Origin of the sequence: Streptomyces olivoverticillatus, from assembly GCF_014203555.1 — a bacterium.
Lineage (GTDB): Bacteria > Actinomycetota > Actinomycetes > Streptomycetales > Streptomycetaceae > Streptomyces > Streptomyces olivoverticillatus.
Genome location: NZ_JACHJH010000002.1, coordinates 226,976 through 245,293, shown reverse-complemented (window position 1 = coordinate 245,293; position 18,318 = coordinate 226,976). Strand labels below are relative to the sequence as shown.

Annotated in this window: 17 protein-coding genes; 7 read left to right on the top strand and 10 right to left on the bottom strand. The window is 74.0% G+C overall.

What is annotated here, in order from left to right:
• Nucleotides 1–7: 7 nt before the first annotated feature.
• Genes FHS39_RS06555 through FHS39_RS06520 form a run of 8 tightly spaced genes read right to left on the bottom strand, consistent with a single transcriptional unit; the run spans nt 8 to nt 10,977 of the window.
• A complete protein-coding gene (locus FHS39_RS06555) occupies nt 8–856 on the bottom strand; it encodes a 4'-phosphopantetheinyl transferase family protein (protein WP_184347217.1) in 849 nt (282 codons plus the stop codon).
• Nucleotides 853–1,101: a phosphopantetheine-binding protein gene (locus FHS39_RS06550; RefSeq protein WP_045933068.1), complete on the bottom strand. Its 249-nt coding sequence runs from the start codon at nt 1,099–1,101 to the stop codon at nt 853–855. Before FHS39_RS06550 ends, FHS39_RS06555 begins: the two co-directional genes overlap by 4 nt.
• Nucleotides 1,098–3,005: an HAD-IIIC family phosphatase gene (locus FHS39_RS06545; protein ID WP_184347214.1), complete on the bottom strand. Its 1,908-nt coding sequence runs from the start codon at nt 3,003–3,005 to the stop codon at nt 1,098–1,100. Before FHS39_RS06545 ends, FHS39_RS06550 begins: the two co-directional genes overlap by 4 nt.
• A complete protein-coding gene (locus FHS39_RS06540; protein WP_425507744.1) occupies nt 3,002–4,033 on the bottom strand; it encodes a 3-oxoacyl-ACP synthase III family protein in 1,032 nt (343 codons plus the stop codon). The genes FHS39_RS06545 and FHS39_RS06540 overlap by 4 nt, the downstream gene beginning before the upstream one ends.
• Nucleotides 4,030–7,035, bottom strand: a complete 3,006-nt coding sequence (locus tag FHS39_RS06535) for a type I polyketide synthase (RefSeq protein ID WP_184347212.1) — start codon at nt 7,033–7,035, stop codon at nt 4,030–4,032. Before FHS39_RS06535 ends, FHS39_RS06540 begins: the two co-directional genes overlap by 4 nt.
• Entirely contained in the window at nt 7,035–7,325 is a 291-nt protein-coding gene (locus FHS39_RS06530; RefSeq protein WP_184347210.1) for an acyl carrier protein, read from the bottom strand. The genes FHS39_RS06535 and FHS39_RS06530 overlap by 1 nt, the downstream gene beginning before the upstream one ends.
• A gap of 50 nt (nt 7,326–7,375) precedes the next feature.
• Nucleotides 7,376–9,142, bottom strand: coding sequence for an acyl-CoA dehydrogenase family protein (locus tag FHS39_RS06525; protein WP_184347208.1), 1,767 nt, complete (start codon nt 9,140–9,142; stop codon nt 7,376–7,378).
• Entirely contained in the window at nt 9,136–10,977 is a 1,842-nt protein-coding gene (locus tag FHS39_RS06520; protein WP_184347206.1) for a fatty acyl-AMP ligase, read from the bottom strand. Before FHS39_RS06520 ends, FHS39_RS06525 begins: the two co-directional genes overlap by 7 nt.
• 169 nt (nt 10,978–11,146) lie before the next feature.
• Between FHS39_RS06520 and FHS39_RS06515 the strand changes: the two genes are divergently transcribed.
• Genes FHS39_RS06515 through crcB (FHS39_RS06500) form a run of 4 tightly spaced genes read left to right on the top strand, consistent with a single transcriptional unit; the run spans nt 11,147 to nt 13,559 of the window.
• Entirely contained in the window at nt 11,147–12,400 is a 1,254-nt protein-coding gene (locus tag FHS39_RS06515) for a styrene monooxygenase/indole monooxygenase family protein (RefSeq protein WP_184347204.1), read from the top strand.
• A gap of 9 nt (nt 12,401–12,409) precedes the next feature.
• Entirely contained in the window at nt 12,410–12,871 is a 462-nt protein-coding gene (gene crcB / locus FHS39_RS06510; protein WP_425507743.1) for a fluoride efflux transporter CrcB, read from the top strand.
• Nucleotides 12,868–13,206, top strand: a complete 339-nt coding sequence (locus FHS39_RS06505; protein ID WP_184347202.1) for a DUF190 domain-containing protein — start codon at nt 12,868–12,870, stop codon at nt 13,204–13,206. The genes crcB (FHS39_RS06510) and FHS39_RS06505 overlap by 4 nt, the downstream gene beginning before the upstream one ends.
• Nucleotides 13,203–13,559, top strand: coding sequence for a fluoride efflux transporter CrcB (gene crcB / locus FHS39_RS06500; RefSeq protein ID WP_184347200.1), 357 nt, complete (start codon nt 13,203–13,205; stop codon nt 13,557–13,559). Before FHS39_RS06505 ends, crcB (FHS39_RS06500) begins: the two co-directional genes overlap by 4 nt.
• A 23-nt stretch (nt 13,560–13,582) precedes the next feature.
• Here crcB (FHS39_RS06500) and FHS39_RS06495 read toward each other — a convergent pair whose 3' ends face one another.
• Nucleotides 13,583–14,476: a LysR substrate-binding domain-containing protein gene (locus FHS39_RS06495; RefSeq protein WP_184347198.1), complete on the bottom strand. Its 894-nt coding sequence runs from the start codon at nt 14,474–14,476 to the stop codon at nt 13,583–13,585.
• Nucleotides 14,477–14,563: 87 nt separating this feature from the next.
• On the opposite strand from FHS39_RS06495, the gene FHS39_RS06490 reads away from it, so the two are divergent.
• From FHS39_RS06490 to FHS39_RS06480, 3 genes are read left to right on the top strand one after another with little or no spacing between them, the layout of a single operon-like run.
• Nucleotides 14,564–15,268 carry a succinate dehydrogenase cytochrome b subunit gene (locus FHS39_RS06490; RefSeq protein ID WP_184347196.1) on the top strand — a complete coding sequence of 235 codons (705 nt, stop codon included), beginning with the start codon at nt 14,564–14,566 and terminating at the stop codon, nt 15,266–15,268.
• A 2-nt stretch (nt 15,269–15,270) separates the two neighbouring features.
• Nucleotides 15,271–17,217 (top strand): fumarate reductase/succinate dehydrogenase flavoprotein subunit, encoded by a 1,947-nt coding sequence (locus FHS39_RS06485; RefSeq protein WP_184347194.1) that lies wholly within the window; start codon nt 15,271–15,273, stop codon nt 17,215–17,217.
• On the top strand, nt 17,214–17,969 hold the full coding sequence (locus FHS39_RS06480; RefSeq protein WP_184347192.1) for a succinate dehydrogenase/fumarate reductase iron-sulfur subunit: 756 nt from the start codon (nt 17,214–17,216) through the stop codon (nt 17,967–17,969). Before FHS39_RS06485 ends, FHS39_RS06480 begins: the two co-directional genes overlap by 4 nt.
• A 15-nt stretch (nt 17,970–17,984) precedes the next feature.
• Here the strand turns inward: FHS39_RS06480 and FHS39_RS06475 are convergent, their stop codons facing one another.
• Nucleotides 17,985–18,245 (bottom strand): Prokaryotic metallothionein, encoded by a 261-nt coding sequence (locus FHS39_RS06475; RefSeq protein ID WP_184347190.1) that lies wholly within the window; start codon nt 18,243–18,245, stop codon nt 17,985–17,987.
• Between the last annotated feature and the right edge of the window lie 73 nt (nt 18,246–18,318).

The following is an 18,318-nucleotide window of genomic DNA, read 5'->3' as shown; positions in this document are numbered from 1 at the left end:
CGGGCCGTCACTGCACTTCAAGGGCCCGCACGATCGTCTCCACGCAGTCCTCGTCCAGCATCGTGGTGATGTCGGTGTCCTGGACGGGGCCGAAGCCCGCGTCGTAGACGGCCGCGCTCACGCAGTAGCCGTTGGCCAGGGGGAAGGTGCGGAAGGCCCACTCGTCGCCGGTGCCCGCCGTGCCGTCCGGGCGCTGCACCCGCACCGGCTTGCCGTCCGGGCCGAAGCCGAACTCGGTGAAGCGGAACTGCATGCCCTGGCCGATCGCCTTGCTGTACGCCTCCTTCAGCGTCCACAGCCGCACCAGCGAGGGGTTGCGCTCGGAGTCGTCCAGGGCGGCCAGGGTGACCAGCTCGTAGGGCGTGCACACGTGCCGGCCGAGCCCGCCGCCGTACATCTGCCGGTCGGCACGCTCGGCGTCCACGCCGATCAGGCCGCGCGTGGTCAGCCCGACCAGGAGCAGGTCCTCGGTGTGGCTGAGGCTGATGTCGATCTGGTCGCAGCCGCGCAGGTACGGGCGCCCGGTCGGCCCGTAGGCCAGTTCCAGGGCGTCCGGGTCGCCGCGCAGCACCGTGCCCGCCGCGAGCTTGAGCAGCACCCGGGAGGCGGCGTAGCGGTGGCGGACCTCGGCGTGGGCCAGGCCCAGGTAGCGGGACCAGTCCCGGCCGAGCATGTCCTGCAGCTGCGGGCCGTCGGGCAGGTCGGGCTGGAGGTCGGCCAGGTGGGCGTAGAGCAGTGCGGTGCCGTGCACCGACAGGTCGTGCCGGACCCGGTCCCAGGCGGCGGCACCCCGGATGCCCACCTCGACGGGTTCGCCGAGGGGTGGGCCGAGGGTGGAGTTCCCGGGGGCGGTCATTCCTGCTCCTTCGCGAGCGTGTGGATCTCCCGGAGGCTGCGCGCCTCCAGGACCTTGCGGACCGGGACCCTGCGCCCGGTCTCCTCCTCCAGCAGGGCCACCAGCCGGAGCAGGTACAGCGAGTCCCAGTCGGGGAGGTCCCGCAGGTCGCGGCCCGCGTCCTCGACGCCGGCCGCGAGGCCGAGTTCGTCGCGCAGCAGGGCCAGGAAGTCCTCGAGGGCGGCGAGGGTGCCGGTGCCGCTCATGCGGCGCTCCTTCCGATGGTTGCGGGCCCGGTCCGGTCCAGGGCGATGTGGCCGGGAACGGCGGGGATCTCCGTCAGGTCGTGGCGGTAGTGCACCGTGCCGTCCTCCTCCACCGCGTGCCGGGCGAAGCCGAGCGAGGGGTAGAAGTCCCCGGCGCGCCGGTTCTTGGGCGTGGGCCGGTAGCGGGCGTACACCGCGGGGGCGCCCTGGGCGCGGGCGTCCTGCAGCACCGCGGCCAGGGTGGCGGTTTCTATGCCGCGGGCGAGCACCCGGCAGCTGAGCCAGACGTTGTCCAGGTGCCAGCCGTCGGCGGCGCGGCGGCCGAGGACGGCGCCCACGAGGCCGTTGGCGCCGAAGCGGTCGGCGGTGCGGGCGGCCAGCAGCAGGGCGTCGGGGCCGGCGGCCCGGGTGCGGGTGTCGTCGGGGGTGAGCCGCAGCCCGGTGAGGTTGAACTGGTTGGTGCGCTGCGTGAGTTGGGCCAGCCGGCCGTGCTCGTGCGGCTCGGGCGGGCCCAGGTGGACGCGCACGCCGAGCTCGCGCAGGAACTCCTCGTGGGAGCCGGTGCTCTCGCGCAGCTCGCCGCGCTCGCGTTCGCGGCGGTAGTGCGCGGCGCGGGCCCGGTCCTCGCCGGTCAGGCCCGGGGTGTCGAACCAGCCGTCGGCGAGCAGCCGGGTGACGTGCAGGGCGGGTTCGTCGTCGAGGGGGACGACGGCGGTGTGCGGCAGGCGATGGCGCACCTGGGCGCGTTCGGCCGGGGTGTCGTCGGCGAAGACCAGCGCGTCGGTGCCGACGCCGAGGCGGGCGGCGATCTCTTCGAGGGCCGCGTCCTTGGGGCCCCAACCGGCCGCCACATGGGCGAAGTCGGCTTCGCGCAGCACCAGGTCGGGGTGGTTGCGCAGGGCGTCCAGGACGGCTTCGCGGTCGTTCTTGCTGCTGACGGCGAGCAGGACGCCCTGGGCACAGAGGTGGGCGACGGTCCGCTGGAAGGCGCCGAAGGCCTCGCCGCGCAGCGTGCCCGCGGCGGCGATGCCTTCGGGGCCGTCCTCGGCGAGGATGCCGTCCCACAGGGTGTTGTCCAGGTCGAGGACCAGGCACTTGCGGGTGCGGCCGGTCAGGGCGCGGGCGAGGTGGCCCGCCTCGCGGGCGTAGGCGGCCAGCAGCCCGGCGCCCAGGCGGGCGCCCGCGTAGGCGGCGAGACGGGGGTCGGCGGCGGGCCCGCCCTCGGCGAGCAGCGGATCCAGGTCGAGGACGACGAGGTGGGGCAGTTCGGCGGTCAGCCGCAGCAGCCGGGCGTTGACCTCGCGCCACAGCGCGCCGAGCGCGGCGCGCGAGCGGTGGTCGACGAGGCGGTGGGTGTGGTGGCGGGGCAGGGGCAGGGTATTGAGGACGAGCGTGCCGTGCCCGGCGCGGGCCCGGGCGAGGGCGGTGAGCCGCCCGAGCACGGCCTCGGCGGCCCGGGCCACGTCGGGTACGTCCCATACGGCGGGCACCTGGGCGAAGACGGTCTCCGCGTCCAGCAGGCACAGTGTGAGGCCGGCCCGTACGCCGTGGAAGGCCCCGGCCGCATCGGCGGGGTCGAGGTCGCGGGCCCAGGCACCGTGATCGCCCGGCCGGAGGTCGCACAGCAGTCCATGCCGGGCGAGTTCGGCGGTCAGCGGGGCGGTGAGCTCGGCGACGGTGGACTGCCCGGTGACGGCGACCGTCAGCCGGGGCGTGCCGGGGTGCAGGGCGAGGACGGCGGCGTGGTCGAGGCCGGCCAGCAGGCGTCCGGCGCGCTGGAGGGCGGCGGGGTGCGGGTCGGGGGTGTCGAGTTCCTCGGCGAGCGCGGGGGCGATCAGCGGGAAGTCCGCCTCCAGCCGCTTCGCGTCACGCAGTTCGCGCAGCAGCGCCAGGCCGCGGCTCACGATGCGGCCTCCCCGGTCTTCTGCAGGCCCAGCCCCGACTTGATCCACTTGCTGGACTCGACGGCGATGGCCAGGGCGCGCTGCCCGGGGGCGAGTTCGGGCAGGAGCTTCTCCAGCTGGAGGAAGGGCAGGGCGTTGCCGGTGTTCCCGGTGTCGGCGACGCAGGAGATCTCCCGGACGGCGAGGCCGAGGCGCTCGGTGATGCGCTCGGTCATGCGGCCCGAGAGCTGCGGCGGCAGGAGGAAGTCGACGTCGCTCTCGCGCCAGCCCAGCCGGTCGAGGAGCTCCCAGAGGATTTCGGCGGCCATTGTGGGGACGTTGTCCTCGATGGCCTTGTAGTCCTCGGAGATCATGGGGCGCCCGGGGTCGTCGCCGCCGCGCCCGTACCAGTCCATGCGCTGTCCGGCGGGCCGGCCCAGGCCGGTGAAGTGGTTGAGCACGCCGCGCACGGCGACCGCTTCGCCCAGGGGTTCGGCGGTGAGGACCGCGGCGCCCGCGCCGTCGCCGAACAGCACGTAGTTGACGAGCTCGTCGCCGGGCAGCCGGCGCGCCTCGCGGCCCGCGTCGAGGTGGCGATGGGTGGTGTCGCCGCCGATGACGAGCCCGGCCCGGCTGCCGCCCGCGATCAGCGAGCGGGCGAGGTCGACGCCCTGGACGGCGCCGGAGCAGCCGGACTGGAGCTGGTAGACGGGCAGGTAGTTCAGGCCCAGCCGGTCGGCGACCTCGGTGGCGGTGGTGGGCAGCAGGGCGTCGGGGGTGGCGGTGGCGAGCACCAGGAACTCGATGTCGGCCGCGTCCAGCCCGGCGGCGTCGACCGCCTCGCCGGCCGCCTCGGCGCACAGGTCGGCGAGGGTGTGGTGCACGTCGCCGGTGGCGAGGTCCCAGGCGAAGTGCCGGGTCCGGGTGCCGACGAAGATGTCGACCCACTCCTCGTCGATGCCCAGCGCCGCGCCGAGGGCCGCGTTGGTGACCGGTTCGCCGGGCAGGGCGCTGCCCATGCCCGCGATGTAGGGGTGCAGGGTGGTCACGCCGCCGCTCCTTCGGTGAGCCGGCCGCTTTCGGTGAGGCGGCCGCTTTCAGTGAGGCGGCCGCTTTCAGTGAGGCGGCCGCTGAGGAACTCGGCGAGCGTGCCGACCGAGCGCAGCGCGGGCAACAACTGCTGGACGGAGATCTCGCCGAGGTGGGTCAGGCGGGCCTCGATGCGGTCCTTGAGCTGCATGATCATGACGGAGTCGAAGCCGAGGTCCTCGTAGAACCGGGCCCCGTGCACCACCCGCTCCGGCGGGAACTCGCCGACCTCGGCGACCGCTGCGATGACGGCGGCGAGCACCGGGTCCTTCACGGGGTTCGCCGGCTCCTCGGGCCGCGGCTGGGGCTGCGGCGCGGTGCCGGGCTCCGGGGCCGGGACCGCTTCCCGCGCGGCGGCCGGGCGCACGGGCCGGGTCCAGAAGCGGCGGGCGGTGGAGAAGGCGTACGGGCGCAGCCGCTCGTGGCCGCGCCGTCCGGGCCCGTAAAGGCCCTCCCAGCGGGGGTCGAGGCCCGCGCGGAAGAGGTGGGCGATCAGCTCGGCGAGCTCACGGCCGGTGGCGTCGGGGCCGGGCGCGGGGTGCAGGAACGCAACGCCCGGCCCGAGGCCGGCGCGGCCGGCCAGCGGCAGCAGCTGGGCGCGGGGGCCGATCTCGATGAGGTGGGTGGGGGCGATGGTGGCGTCGAGGTCGGCGAGGGCGTCGGCGAACAGGACGGGTTCGGCGGCCTGCCGCACCCAGTACCCGGCGTCCGTCGTCTCCTGGCGGCCGAGCAGCCGCCCGTGGAGGGTGGAGGCCATCGGCACGCCGGGGGCGGCCGGTTCGGTGGTGGCGGCCGCGGCGTGGAAGCGGTCGAGGGCGGGGCGGACGAGGGGCGAGTGGAAGGCGAGGGGCGCATCGAGCATGCGGCAGCGGATGCCGTCCTCGGTGAGCGCTTCGGCGATCTGCGCGAGCGCCTCGCGCGGCCCGGACAGCACGGTGTCCTGCGGGCCGTTGACCGCGCCGACGGCCACCTGCGGGTGCGCGTCGAGGTGGGGGTGCAGCTCGCCCCGGGCGGCCTTGACGGCGAGCATGCCGCCGCCCGCGGGCAGCGCCTGCATCAGCCGTCCCCGGGCGGCCACCAGGCGGGCCCCCTCGTCCAGGGTGAGGGCGCCCGCGATGACGGCGGCCGCGAACTCGCCGACGCTGTGCCCGAGTACGGCGGCCGGCCCGGCCCCGGCGGCGGTGAGCGTACGGGCCAGGGCGTAGCCGACGGCGAAGAGGGCGGGCTGGGCGAATTCGGTCTCGTCGACGCACGTGTCGCCGCCGAGCACGAGGTCGCGCACCGAGCGGTCGGTGTACGGGCGCAGGGCCGCGTCCGCCTCGTCCAGGTGGTGCCGGTAGGCGGCCGACTCGCGGTGCAGGGCGGCGGTCATGGCGGGGAACTGGCTGCCCTGGCCGGTGAAGAGGAAGGCGACGACGGGCTTGGCCCAGGGCCGGTGGGCGATCTGCTCGGGCATCTCCTCGGCCGCCGCCTCCCGCAGCGCGGCGGCGAGTTCGGCGGTGTCGCGGGCGGTGGTGGCGTAGCGGTAGGGCAGGCCGGTCTTGACGCGGTTGCTGTGCAGGCACAGGGCGGCGGCGTCGCCGCGCGGGCGCCCGGCGACGGCCTCGGCCTGGGCGGCGAGGTTGCGGCGCAGCGCCTCGGGGGTGTCGGCGGAGAGGGTGAACACCCCCGTCGTGGAGCCTCGCTTCGGCATCCGCTTGCCGGGGTCCCTGGGGGCCGAGGCCAGGACGGCGTGGGCGTTGGTGCCGCCCATGCCGAAGCTGCTGACGCCCGCGTAGGAGGTGCCCGGGGGCAGCCGCAGCGGGGACTTCAGCAGCCGCAGGCCGCGCTCGGCGAGCCGCAGTTGAGGGTTCTCGCGGTCGGCGAAGCGGCTGGCGGGCACGATGCGGTGGTGCAGGGCGAGGGCCACCTTGATCAGGCCCGCGATGCCGGCCGCGCCCTCGGTGTGCCCGAGGTTGCCCTTGACGGAGCCGATCGCGCAGGGCTCCTTCCGCTCGATGCCGTGCACGGTGCCCAGCGCCGCGCACTCGATGGTGTCGCCGAGCACGGTGCCGGTGCCGTGCGCCTCGATGAAGGAGACCCGCTCGGCGGTGATCCCGGCGCGGCGGTAGGCGGCGGCCACGACCTGCTGCTGCGACCAGCGGTTGGGGGCGGTGACGCCGTTGCTGCGGCCGTCCTGGTTGACGGCGGTGCCCTGGATGACGGCGTAGACGCGCTGGCCGTCGGCGAGGGCGTCGGCCAGGCGGCGCAGGACGACCAGGCCGACGCCCTCGCTGCGCCCGATGCCGTCGGCGTCGGCGCTGAAGGGCTTGCAGCGGCCGTCGGGGGCGGCGAGGCCCATCCGGTCGTAGACCAGGCCCAGCGCCGGGGACAGCACGAGGTTGACCCCGCCTGCGAGGGCGGTGTCGCACTCCCCGGACAGCAGGGAGTTGCCCGCCAGGTGGACGGCGACCAGCGAGGAGGAGCAGGCGGTGTCCACCGCGAGGCTGGGGCCGGTGAGGTTGAGGTGGTACGAGATGCGGTTGGCGGTCATGCCGGCGCTGCTGCCCGCGCCGAGCTGCGGGGTGACGCGGTCGTAGTCGCCCAGGTGCAGCTGGCCCCATTCGCCGCCCATCACGCCGATGAAGACGCCGGTGCCGCTGCCCGCGAGCTCGCCGGGCGCCACTCCGGAGTCCTCCACGGCCCGCCAGGCGCACTGCAGCAGCAGCCGCTGCTGCGGGTCCATGGCGGCGGCCTCGCGCGGGGGCACGGAGAAGAAGTCGTTGTCGAAGACGTCGGCCCCGGCCAGGAAGCCGCCGGGACCGGTGACGGCGGACTCCTCGGGGTACGTGCGTTCCGGCGGCACCTGACCCACGGCGTCGCCGCCGCGCATCAGCAGCTCCCAGTACGCGTCCGCGTCCGGGGCGCCGGGGAAGGCGCAGTCGATGCCGACGACGGCGAGCGCGGTGGTGGTGCCTTCCATCAGCCCTCCTCGTCCGCGCCCGCCAGCTCGGCGGCCAGGTAGCCGACCAGGCTGTCCACGGTCGGGTAGTCCCACAGCAGGGTGGGCTCGACGAAGAGCCCGAACTCCTCCTCCAGGTCGCCGCACAGGCTCAGCGCGCACACCGAGTCCATGCCGTATTCGGCCAGCGGGACGGCAGGGTCGATGGTGTCGGCGGACCGGCCGAGGTAGAGGGCGATCCGGTCGAGGAGCCAGCCTCGCGGCAGGGCGTGGTCGAGCGCACTGCCGTGCCGGGTCATGGGAGCGTTCATCACGGCACGCCTTTCAGACTGTGGGTGGTTCGGTTGCGGCACGGTCGTCATCAGCCCGGGACCGGGGTGTTGTAGAGGTCGTAGCCGCGCTGGTCGCTGAAGCGCAGCTGCACCTCGTGCCGGACGCGGGTCTCGCACTCCCGCGGCAGGTCGGGCACGGTCGCGCCCAGGCGCCGCGCGATGCGGTGCAGGGCCGCGGCGGCCCAGGCGGGGTCGGCGAGGAAGGGGTCCGGGCCGCCCTGGTTGTGCCGCCACACGCCGAGCACCGCCGAGGCGGCCAGCAGCAGCGCGTAGCGGTCCATGAGCGGGAAGCAGGCCGCGCCCACGGGCGTGGTGCGGTCGCGCAGTTCGAGGGCGAGCACCCGGTCGCGCAGGTCGCGGAACTCGTCGACGAGCAGCCCGGCCAGCTGGGCCAGGGCCCGCTCGACGGGGCCGCGGCCGGGGATGTCCGCCGCGGCCGCGGGCAGGGTGGCGCTCAGGCCGTCCCGGCCGCAGGCCAGGCTCAGCCGCCCGGCGTCGAACTCGGGCAGCGCCTGCCCCGGCCGGAACAGCGCCGCGGGCGCCTCCTCCTCCCGGAACCACGAGCGGGCGGCCAGCCGCGGCAGCTGCGGGATGACGGTCGCCTGGCAGGCGACCGTCCCCGCGTGCCCGAGGCTGACCACGGGCACGTCCCGTACGTGCTTCTGAAAGATGCCCAGCGTCCCGGTACGCGCGTAGAAGCCGCCGCCGAGCACGATGGACAGGTCGTACATGGTCTCGGTGAGGATGCGCGGCAGCAGGTACTTCACGGCCGAGGAGTAGACGCTGGTCTGCTCCGGCAGCAGGTGGATGGCGCGGGTGGCGACCGTGGCCAGGCAGTCGTAGAGCAGCAGGTTGACGAACGCACCGGTGATCGCGGCGGTGGTGCGCTGCGAGTCGGAGGCGCCCGAGGTCCAGCCGCCGGAGCGGTGTTCGTGGTCGAAGCGGACGGCCGTGCGCAGGCTGGTGTCGACCGCGGCCAGCACCATGGAGGAGATGACGGTGCGGCTGATCTGGAACGAGCGCAGGGCGGTGGCCACTCCGCTGCCCACCGGCCCGAGCAGCGCGGAGGCGGGCACCGGGCAGTCGTCGAAGGCGATGCCGCCCCAGACGTTGCCGCGCAGGCCCAGCGCCATGTGCCGGTCGAGTAAGGTGGCGCGGCCCGCGGGGAGTTCGGCCGGGTCCAGGAGCAGGGCGGAGTGGCTGCGGCTGCCGGGGGCGGGGTCGGTGCGGCAGAACAGCACGAGGGCCTCGGCCCGGTCCAGGTTGTTGATCATCGGCTTGCGGCCGCTGAGGACCAGGCCGCCCGAGGGCGTCTCGCGGGCGGTGACGCGGCTGCGCACGTAGTCGTTGCTGTGCGCCGTCTCGTGCTGGGCGATGGCGGCGCGGGCGCCGCGCAGCAGCCGGGCGGCGAGCCAGCGCTGCTGGTCCTCGCCGCCTTCGTTCCACACGTCGGAGGCGGCCATGAAGGACATGGCGCCGTAGCCCATGCCGAGGCCGACGTCGCGGCGGAAGACCGGGCGCATCACGCGGACGAGCGTCTCGATCGAGTCCAGGCGGCCGCCGAGGCGGGCCGGCACGTACTCGGTGTGCATGCCGAAGTCGTCCAGAAGTTCCTCGCCGTGGGCGAAGCGGACGGCGTCGTCGTCGGCGCGCAGCAGGGCGGGGTAGCCGGCCGGGTTGGCGGGGTCGGTGGGGTCGCCGAGGAGCGCTTCCAGGTCGGCGACGCGGGCGCGCACCTGTGCTTCGGAGCGGGCCGCGGCCTGCGGGCGGGCCGCCGCGGGGGCGTTGGTCACCACGGGCGGCCGCCCGGGGCCGCGGGTGCGGGCTGCAGCAGGTCCTCGCCGAGCAGGGTGTCGCGGGCGCGGGCGACGGCGCGCACGGCCGGGTCGAGGACCTCGTAGGCGCCGCGCACCTCGCCGGCCAGGAACAGCTCGCGCATCAGGGTGCGCTGGACCTTGCCGCTGGTGGTGCGGCGCACGGTGCCGGGGCGCACCAGCAGCACGGTGCCCGCCGGGACGTTGAACTCCTTGCCGATCATGGCCTGGACGCGCTGGGCGAGGGCGCGCAGCTCGCGCGGGTCGCCGTCGTGTCTGACCTCCTGGACGACGACGAGCTGTTCGCGCCCGGCCTCCACGCCGAAGGCGGCGCCGGCGCCGGAGGCGAGCTGCGGGTCGACGGCTCTGACGGCGTGCTCCACGTCCTGCGGGTAGACGTTGCGGCCGTTGAGGATGACGACCTCCTTGAGCCGCCCGGTGACGTAGAGCTCGCCGTCGTCCAGGACGCCGAGGTCGCCGGTGCGCAGCCAGCCACCGTCGCCGTCGCGCAGGGTGCCGTCGAAGGTGGCGGCGCTCTCCTCGGGGCGCTGCCAGTAGCCGCGGGCGACGCTGTCGCCGCGCAGCCAGATCTCGCCGACGGCGCCGTCGGGCAGCTCGCGGTGGACGGCGGGGTCGACGATGCGGACGTCGAAGTCGAGGACGCGGCCGCTGCCGACGAGGGTGCGGCTCTCCTGCCCGGCGGCCGCCTCGGCGAGGGTGTCGCGTTCGAGCGCGGCCTTGCCGGCCTCGCGGCGGCGGTAGGGGGTGCCGGACGTGCCGCCGGAGACGACGAGGGTGGCCTCGGCGAGCCCGTAACAGGGGTACATCGTCCCGGCCTTGAGCCCGGCGGGGGCGAAGCGTTCGGCGAAGGCGTCGAGGGTGTCGGCGCGCACGGGCTCGGCGCCGTTGAGGGCGATGCGCCAGCGGGAGAGGTCGAGGGAGGCGATCTGCTCGTCGGTGACGCGGCGCAGGCACAGGTCGTAGCAGAAGTTGGGGCCGCCGCCCGCGGTGACGCCGTAGTCGTCGATGGCCTTGAGCCAGCGGACGGGCCGCTTGATGAAGGCGCTCGGCGTCATCTGCACGGAGGCGCTGCCCAGCCACAGCGGGTGCAGCAGGTGGGCGATCAGGCCCATGTCGTGGAAGTGCGGCAGCCAGCCGCCGAGCCGGTCCTCGCGGGTGGTGCCGAGGAGGCGGGCGAGGGCGGCCTGGTTCGCCAGCAGGTTGCGGTGGGAGACCATCACGCCGCGCGGGTTGGCGACGGAGCCGGAGGTGTACTGGAGGAACGCCAGGTCGTCGGGGCGGACCGAAGGCTCGCGCCAGGCGCCCGCGTCGCCGAAGCCGGGGGTGTCGGTCGCCAGGCAGACGACGTCCTGGTGGCCCGCGGTGGCCAGCCACAGGGCGATGTCGGGGGCGCTGGCGCGGTCGGTCAGGACGAGCTTGGCGCCGCAGTCGCCGATCATGGAGGTGGTGCGGCTCAGCTTGCCCTTGGCGCTGTGCGCGGAGCCTTCGGGCAGCGGGGCGGGGACCGCGATGGCGCCCGCGTAGAGGCAGCCGATGAAGGCTTTGAGGAAGCCCATGGTGTCGGGGTAGAGCAGCAGCACCGGCTGCCCCTCGACGCCGTGCAGCTGGAGGCGGGCCGCGATCCGGCGGGCCGCGGCGTCCAGCTCACGGTAGGTCAGGTGTTCGGCGGCCAGGGTGCCGGGCGCGGCGGAGCCCGCGGGGGCCTCGGCGAGGTGGATGTGGACGTCCTCGTCGGCGAACTCCGCGGTCCGGTCGAGAACAAGCTCGGTGAAGGTGGCGAAGCTTGACAATGACATCCCCTCCGCGAAACGGGCCCCGCTGTACCGTCGAATGTTCGAGGTGGCGGCTAAAGCAGCACTTGCGTGCTCCCCTCCGTCCCGCACGTCCCCTCGCGTGCCGTCTGTACAGCGCGGGTCGGGGGCGGCTACAACGGGTGCGGGACACAACCGGCTGCGGGAGGCAGCGATGCGCAGGATCGCGATCGTCGGCGCGGGCCAGGCGGGGCTGCAGCTGGCCCTGGGCCTGCAGGCGAGGGGTGCGTACGAGGTGACCGTGGTCGCCTCCCGCACACCGGAGGAGGTCCGGGCCGGGCGGGTGATGTCGACCCAGCTGATGTACGGGCCGGCGCTCGCCGCGGAGCGCGCGGCGGGCCTGAATCTGTGGGATGCGGCCACGCCCCCGATCGGCGGCCTCAGCCTGAGCACGGTGGAGCCGCCGGCCGTGCTGGGCCGCACCATCACCGCGGCTCTCGAACAGCCCGCGCAGTCCGTCGACCAGCGGGTGAAGACCGCCCGCTGGCTGGAGCTGTTCGAGGAGCGCGGCGGCCGGGTGCGGTACGGGGCGCTCACGCCCGAGGGGCTGGCGCCGGTGGCCTCCGGGCACGAGCTGACGGTCGTCGCCACCGGGCACGGGCCGCTGGCCGAGCTCTTCGGCCGGGACGAGCGGCACAGCCCGTACGAGCAGCCGCGCCGCCACATCGCGACGGTCTATCTGCACGGCGTCGCGCCCCACCCGCACCTGCCGCCCCTGTACGGGCGGATGTCCGGCTTCCCGGAGGCCGGCGAGTACTTCGTGCTGCCCGGCCTCACGCACTCGGGGCCCTGCCACATCCTGCTCTGGGAGGCGCGGCCGGGCGGGCCCTTCGACTGCTGGCAGGACTCCCCCGACCCCCGGACGGCGCTGGAGCGGTCGCTGGACCTGCTGCGCATCTACGCGCCCTGGGAGTTCGAGCTGTGCGCGGGCGCGGAGCCGACGGACGCGGGGGCGTCCCTGGCCGGCGCCGTCACCCCCGTGGTCCGGCACCCGGTCGCCGAGATCGCGCCGGAGGCGTACGTGCTGGGGATGGCCGACGCGGTCGTCCTGAACGACCCCATCACCGGGCAGGGCGCGAACAACGCGGCGCGCTGCGCGGAGCGCTATCTGCACGCGATCGTGGAGCGGGGCGAGCGGCCCTTCGACCGGGCGTGGATGCACGAGACGTTCGCCGGCTGGTGGGAGCACGCCCGGCACGGCACCGCGTACACCAACATGGTGCTGGGCAAGATGCCCGAGCACGTCCAGCACGTGCTGGCCGCCGCGGCCGACCACCCGGACCTCGCCCACCGCTTCGTCAACGGCTACGCCGACCCGGCCGGCTTCCAGGACTGGCTGCTGGACGCCGACCGGGCCGAGGCGTGCCTGGCGGCGGTGGCGGGGCAGCCGGGCGGCATGGTGGTCTAGCCTGAACCGGTGGGCACCTCGCAACCGGACACGGTGGCCGGACCGGCCGGTCCCGTCACCCGTACGACTCTTCGCGACCGCAGTCTCCACGGGCAGTGGCCCGTCGTCTGCGCGGTCTCGGTCGGCGGTGGGGCGGGCGCCGCGGCGCGCTACGGCACCGGGCTGCTGTGGCCGACCGCCGAAGGTGCCTTCCCGTGGACGACGTTCCTCATCAACGCCGTGGGCTGCGCGCTCATCGGCGTCCTCCTGGTGACCATCGCCGAACGGCGCAGCACGCACCGGCTCGTGCGCCCGTTCCTGGGCACGGGGGTGCTGGGCGGCTTCACCACCTTCTCGACGTACGCGGTGGACGCGCAGCGGCTGCTGGAGAACGGCCGGGTGGGGTCGGCCCTGGCGTATCTGGCGGTGACGCTCGCGTCCGCCATGGCGGCGGTGTGGGCGGCGGCGGCCCTGACCAGGAGGGTCCTGTGACGCTCCAGGGCAAGGCGCTGCGCGTGACCGTCTTCATCGGCGAGTCGGACACCTTCCGCCACAAGCCGCTCTACTCCGAGATCGTCCACCGCGCCCATGCGGCGGGGCTCGCGGGAGCCAGCGTCTTCCGCGGCATCGAGGGCTTCGGCGCCTCCTCGCTCATCCACACCCAGCGCCTGCTGTCGCTGAGCGAGGACCTGCCGGTGGCGGTCGTCATCGTGGACACGGCCGAGCGCGTACGGGCCTTCCTGCCGGTGCTGGAGGAGCTGGTGGGCGACGGCATGGTCACCCTGGACGAGGTGGAAGTCCTGCACTACCGGGGGAAGCCCGCATGAACTGGCTCGTCGTCATCGCAGGCGCCATGGTGGGCGCCCCCGCGCGCTACCTGACCGACCGCGCCGTCCAGTCCCGCCACGACTCGGTCTTCCCGTGGGGCACGTTCGTGGTGAACGTGACGGGATGCCTGATCCTGGGCGTCCTGACGGGCGCGGCGCCCGACGAGAAGCTGCGCCTGCTGCTGGGCACGGGCTTCTGCGGGGCGCTGACCACGTACTCGACCTTCTCCTACGAAACCCTCCGCCTGACGGAGGACGGCGCCCGCGGCTACGCGGCGGCAAACGTGGCGGCAAGCCTGGCCTGCGGCTTGGCGGCGGCCTTCGCGGGGGTGTGGCTGGGGCGGGGGTGGTGAGGACGGCCAACCTGCCCTCACCCTCACCCCTCCTCCACCCCCAAGTGCTCCAGGAGCACCCGCTGCAGTTCGCGGGCCGCTCGGGGTGGGGCCACGTCCTTGCGGTGGGCCAAAGCCACCGTGCGGCGCATGTGTTCGCCCTCGAAGGGGGTGACGCGCAGGCCCGAGCGGGCCGCGACCATGCCCGGGACGACCGCGAGGCCCAGGCCCGCCCGTACGAAGCCCAGGACCGCGTCCATCTCGCCGCCCTCCACCGTGAAGGACGGTTCGAAGCCCGCCGCCCGGCACGCGGCCGTCGTGATGTCGCGCAGGTCGTAGCCGCGGCGGAACATCACCATGGGCAGGCCCCGCAGGTCCGCCACTCGCAGGGCGCGGCGGCGGGTGGGTGCCGGCGCGGCCGGAGAGGTGACGACCACCAGGTCCTCGCGCAGGAGCTCGGTCGCCGCGAGGGCCGGGGCGCCGACGCCCAGCGGGGTGATGATCAAGGCGAGGTCGAGCCCGCCGGCGGCCAGGGAGCGCACCAGGTCCTGTGAGCCGCCCTCGTCGACCAGGAGGTCGATGCCGGGGAAGCGCTCGTGGTACGTCCGCAGCACATCGGGGACGAGGCTCGCGCACAGGCTCGGCGGCGCGCCCAGCCGTACCCTGCCACGCCGCAGTTGGGCGACCTCCTGCACCTCGCGGTGCGCGGTCTCCGTGTCGGCGAGGATCCGCCGGGCCAGCGGCAGCAGGGCCTCCCCCGCGTCCGTCAGCGTGATGTTCCCCCGCGCCCGGTGGAAGAGCCCGGCGCCCAGCTCCCGCTCCAGTGCGCGGATCTGCTGGGAGAGGGAGGGCTGGGCCACGTGCAGCGCCTCCGCGGCCCGGGTGAAGTGACGGACTTCGGCGACGGTGGCGAAGTAGCGGAGCTGCTGAAGTTGCACGCCTCCAGGATAAATAGGCAGCACCTATGGAAACCAGCGCTGCCATGTCTTGGACGCATGGACTGCGACAGACCTAGCGTCTGCGCCATGGCACTGGCGACCCGGACGGACCGTCCACCCTCCCTCATCGGCTCCGTGTGGCGCTCGACCGTCGGCAAGAAGGCGGTCATGGCGGTCACCGGCCTGGTCATGCTCGCGTACCTGGTCGCCCACATGCTGGGCAATCTGAAGGTGTTCTTCGGGGCCGGGGAGTTCAACCACTACGGCCACTGGATCCGCACCATCGGCGAGCCGTTCCTGCACCACATGTGGTTCCTGTGGCTGACCCGCGCCGCCCTCACCGCCTCGGTCGTCCTGCACGGCGTCGCCGCATACCAGCTCAGCCGCCGCGACCTCGCCGCCCGCCCGGTGAAGTACCGGCGCACCCGGCAGCGCGCGAGCTACGCGACCCGCACCATGCGCTGGGGCGGGGTGATCCTCGCGCTGTTCATCGTCTGGCACATCCTCGACCTCACCACCCTCACCGTGAACCCCAACGCCCAAGAGGGCCGCCTGTACGAGAACCTCGTCGCGTCCTTCGGCCGCTGGTACGTCGCCGTCTTCTACATCGCCGCGATGCTCGCCCTCGGCCTGCACATCCGGCACGGCTTCTGGAGCGCGGCCCAGACGCTGGGCGCGAACTCCCCGCGCCGCGACCGCGTGCTCAAGGCCGCCGCCAACGGCCTCGCCGCTCTGCTGACCTGCGGCTTCATCGCCGTCCCCCTCGGTGTCATGACAGGAGTCGTGAGCTGATCATGACTGAGTACACCCGGTACACGACCGGCGAGCCCCTCGCCGACACCAAGGCCCCCGGCGGCCCGATCGCCGAGCGCTGGGACCGCCGCCGCTTCGAGGCGAAGCTGGTCAACCCCGCCAACCGCCGCAAGCACACCGTCATCGTCGTCGGCACCGGCCTCGCGGGCGGCGCGGCCGGCGCCACGCTCGCCGAACAGGGCTACCACGTGGTGCAGTTCTGCTACCAGGACTCCCCGCGCCGCGCCCACTCCATCGCCGCCCAGGGCGGCATCAACGCCGCGAAGAACTACCGCAACGACGGCGACTCCGTCCACCGCCTGTTCTACGACACCGTCAAGGGCGGCGACTTCCGCGCCCGCGAGTCCAACGTCCACCGCCTCGCCCAGGTCTCCGTGGAGATCATCGACCAGTGCGTGGCCCAGGGCGTGCCCTTCGCCCGCGAGTACGGCGGGCTGCTGGACACCCGCTCGTTCGGCGGCGTCCAGGTCTCCCGCACCTTCTACGCCCGCGGCCAGACCGGCCAGCAGCTGCTGCTCGGCGCGTACCAGGCGCTCAGCCGCCAGATCGACGCCGGCACCGTCGAGATGCACGCCCGCACCGAGATGCTCGACCTGATCGTCGTCGACGGCCGGGCCCGCGGCATCGTCGCCCGCGACCTGGTCACCGGCCGGATCGACACGTACTTCGCCGACGCCGTGGTGCTGGCCACCGGCGGCTACGGCAACGTCTTCTATCTCTCCACGAACGCCAAGAACTCCAACGCGACCGCCGCCTGGCGTGCCCACCGGCGCGGCGCGTACTTCGCCAATCCGTGCTTCACCCAGATCCACCCCACCTGCATCCCGCGCTCCGGCGACCACCAGTCCAAGCTCACGCTGATGAGCGAGTCGCTGCGCAACGACGGCCGCATCTGGGTGCCGAAGGCGAAGGGCGACACCCGGCCGCCCGCGGAGATCCCCGAGGACGAGCGCGACTACTACCTGGAACGCATCTACCCCTCCTTCGGCAACCTCGTCCCCCGCGACATCGCCTCCCGCGCCGCCAAGAACGTCTGCGACGAGGGCCGGGGCGTGGGCCCCGGCGGGCAGGGCGTCTACCTCGACTTCGCCGACGCCATCGCCCGCATGGGCCGCAAGGCGGTGGAGGCCAGGTACGGCAACCTCTTCGAGATGTACGAGCGGATCACCGCCGAAGATCCATACGAGGTGCCGATGCGCATCTACCCCGCCATCCACTACACGATGGGCGGCCTGTGGGTGGACTACGACCTCCAGACCACCGTCCCCGGCCTCTTCGCGATCGGCGAGGCCAACTTCTCCGACCACGGAGCGAACCGGCTCGGGGCCTCGGCGCTGATGCAGGGCCTGGCCGACGGCTACTTCGTCCTGCCGTCCACCATCAACGACTACCTGGCCCGGCACCCGCACAAGGAGGTGCCGGACGAGCACCCGGCCGCCACCGAGGCGGTCGCCGGCGTGCGGGAGCGGCTGGGCCGCCTGCTGGCGGCCGACGGCGACCGCACGCCGGACTCCTTCCACCGCGAGCTGGGCGAACTGCTGTGGGACGAGTGCGGCATGGCCCGTACGGACGCGGGGCTGCGCAAGGCGCTGGACCGGATCCCGGAGCTGCGCGAGGAGTTCTGGCGGCGGATCAAGGTGCCGGGCACCGGCGAGGAGCTCAACCAGTCGCTGGAGAAGGCCAACCGGATCGTCGACTACCTGGAGCTCGCCGAGCTGATGTGCCTGGACGCCCTGCACCGCACCGAGTCCTGCGGCGGCCACTTCCGCGAGGAGAGCCAGACCGCGGACGGCGAAGCGGCCCGCAAGGACGAGGAGTTCGCCTACACGGCGGCCTGGGAGTTCACGGGGACGGGCAGCGCGCCCGTGCTCCACAAGGAAGACCTGCACTTCGAGTACGTCCACCCCACCCAGCGGAGCTATCAGTGAACCTCACCCTGCGCATCTGGCGCCAGCGCACCCCCGAGGACGCCGGGGCCATGACCACCTACGAGGTCGGGGGCATCAGCGAGGACATGTCCTTCCTGGAGATGCTCGACCAGCTCAACGAGGAGCTGATCCTCGCCGGGGACGAGCCGGTCGCCTTCGACCACGACTGCCGCGAGGGCATCTGCGGCGCCTGCGGCATGGTGATCAACGGCCGGGCGCACGGGCCCGAGCGGACCACCACCTGCCAGCTGCACATGCGGCACTTCTCCGACGGCGACACCATCGACGTGGAGCCGTGGCGGGCGGCCGCCTTCCCCGTGGTCAAGGACCTGGTCGTGGACCGCTCGGCCTTCGACCGGGTCATCGGCTCCGGCGGCTACGTCTCCGTACCGACGGGCTCGGCACCGGAGGCCCATGCGACGCCGGTGCCCAAGCCGGTGGCCGACCTGGCCTTCGAGCACGCCGAGTGCATCGGCTGCGGCGCGTGCGTGGCCGCCTGCCCCAACGGCTCGGCGATGCTGTTCACCTCGGCCAAGGTCGTCCACCTCAACCTCCTGCCGCAGGGCGCCCCCGAGCGGGAGTCCCGGGTGCTCGGCATGGTGGAGGCGATGGACGACCAGGGCTTCGGCGGCTGCACCAACACCGGCGAGTGCGCGACGGCCTGCCCGAAGGGCATCCCGCTGTCGTCCATCGCGACGATGAACCGGGAGTACCTCCGGGCATCGCTCAAGGGCGGCACCCGGCGCCGCTGACCCGGCCCGGTCCGGTCAGCCCGGGTGGGCGCCGACCGTGTCGCGGATCTCCCGGCCCAGGCCCGAGTCGCCTTCCCGGGCACAGTGCGCGCAGCAGAAGAAGCGGCCCGCGACCTCCGACCCGTGGCCGATGATGCGGTTGTCGCAGTGCTCGCACCGGGGCGCGAGGCGGGTGATCGCGCACTCGAAGCTGTCGAAGGTGTACGTCTCGCCGGTAATGGTCTTGATCTCGAAGGCCAGCCAGTAGTCGTTGCCGCAGGTGACGCACCGTGCCATGGGTCGCTCCGTCTCACTCTCCCCCTGGTGGCGCGGGCCCGCGCCGGCGTGATCCCTACCGGCGCGGCCGGGC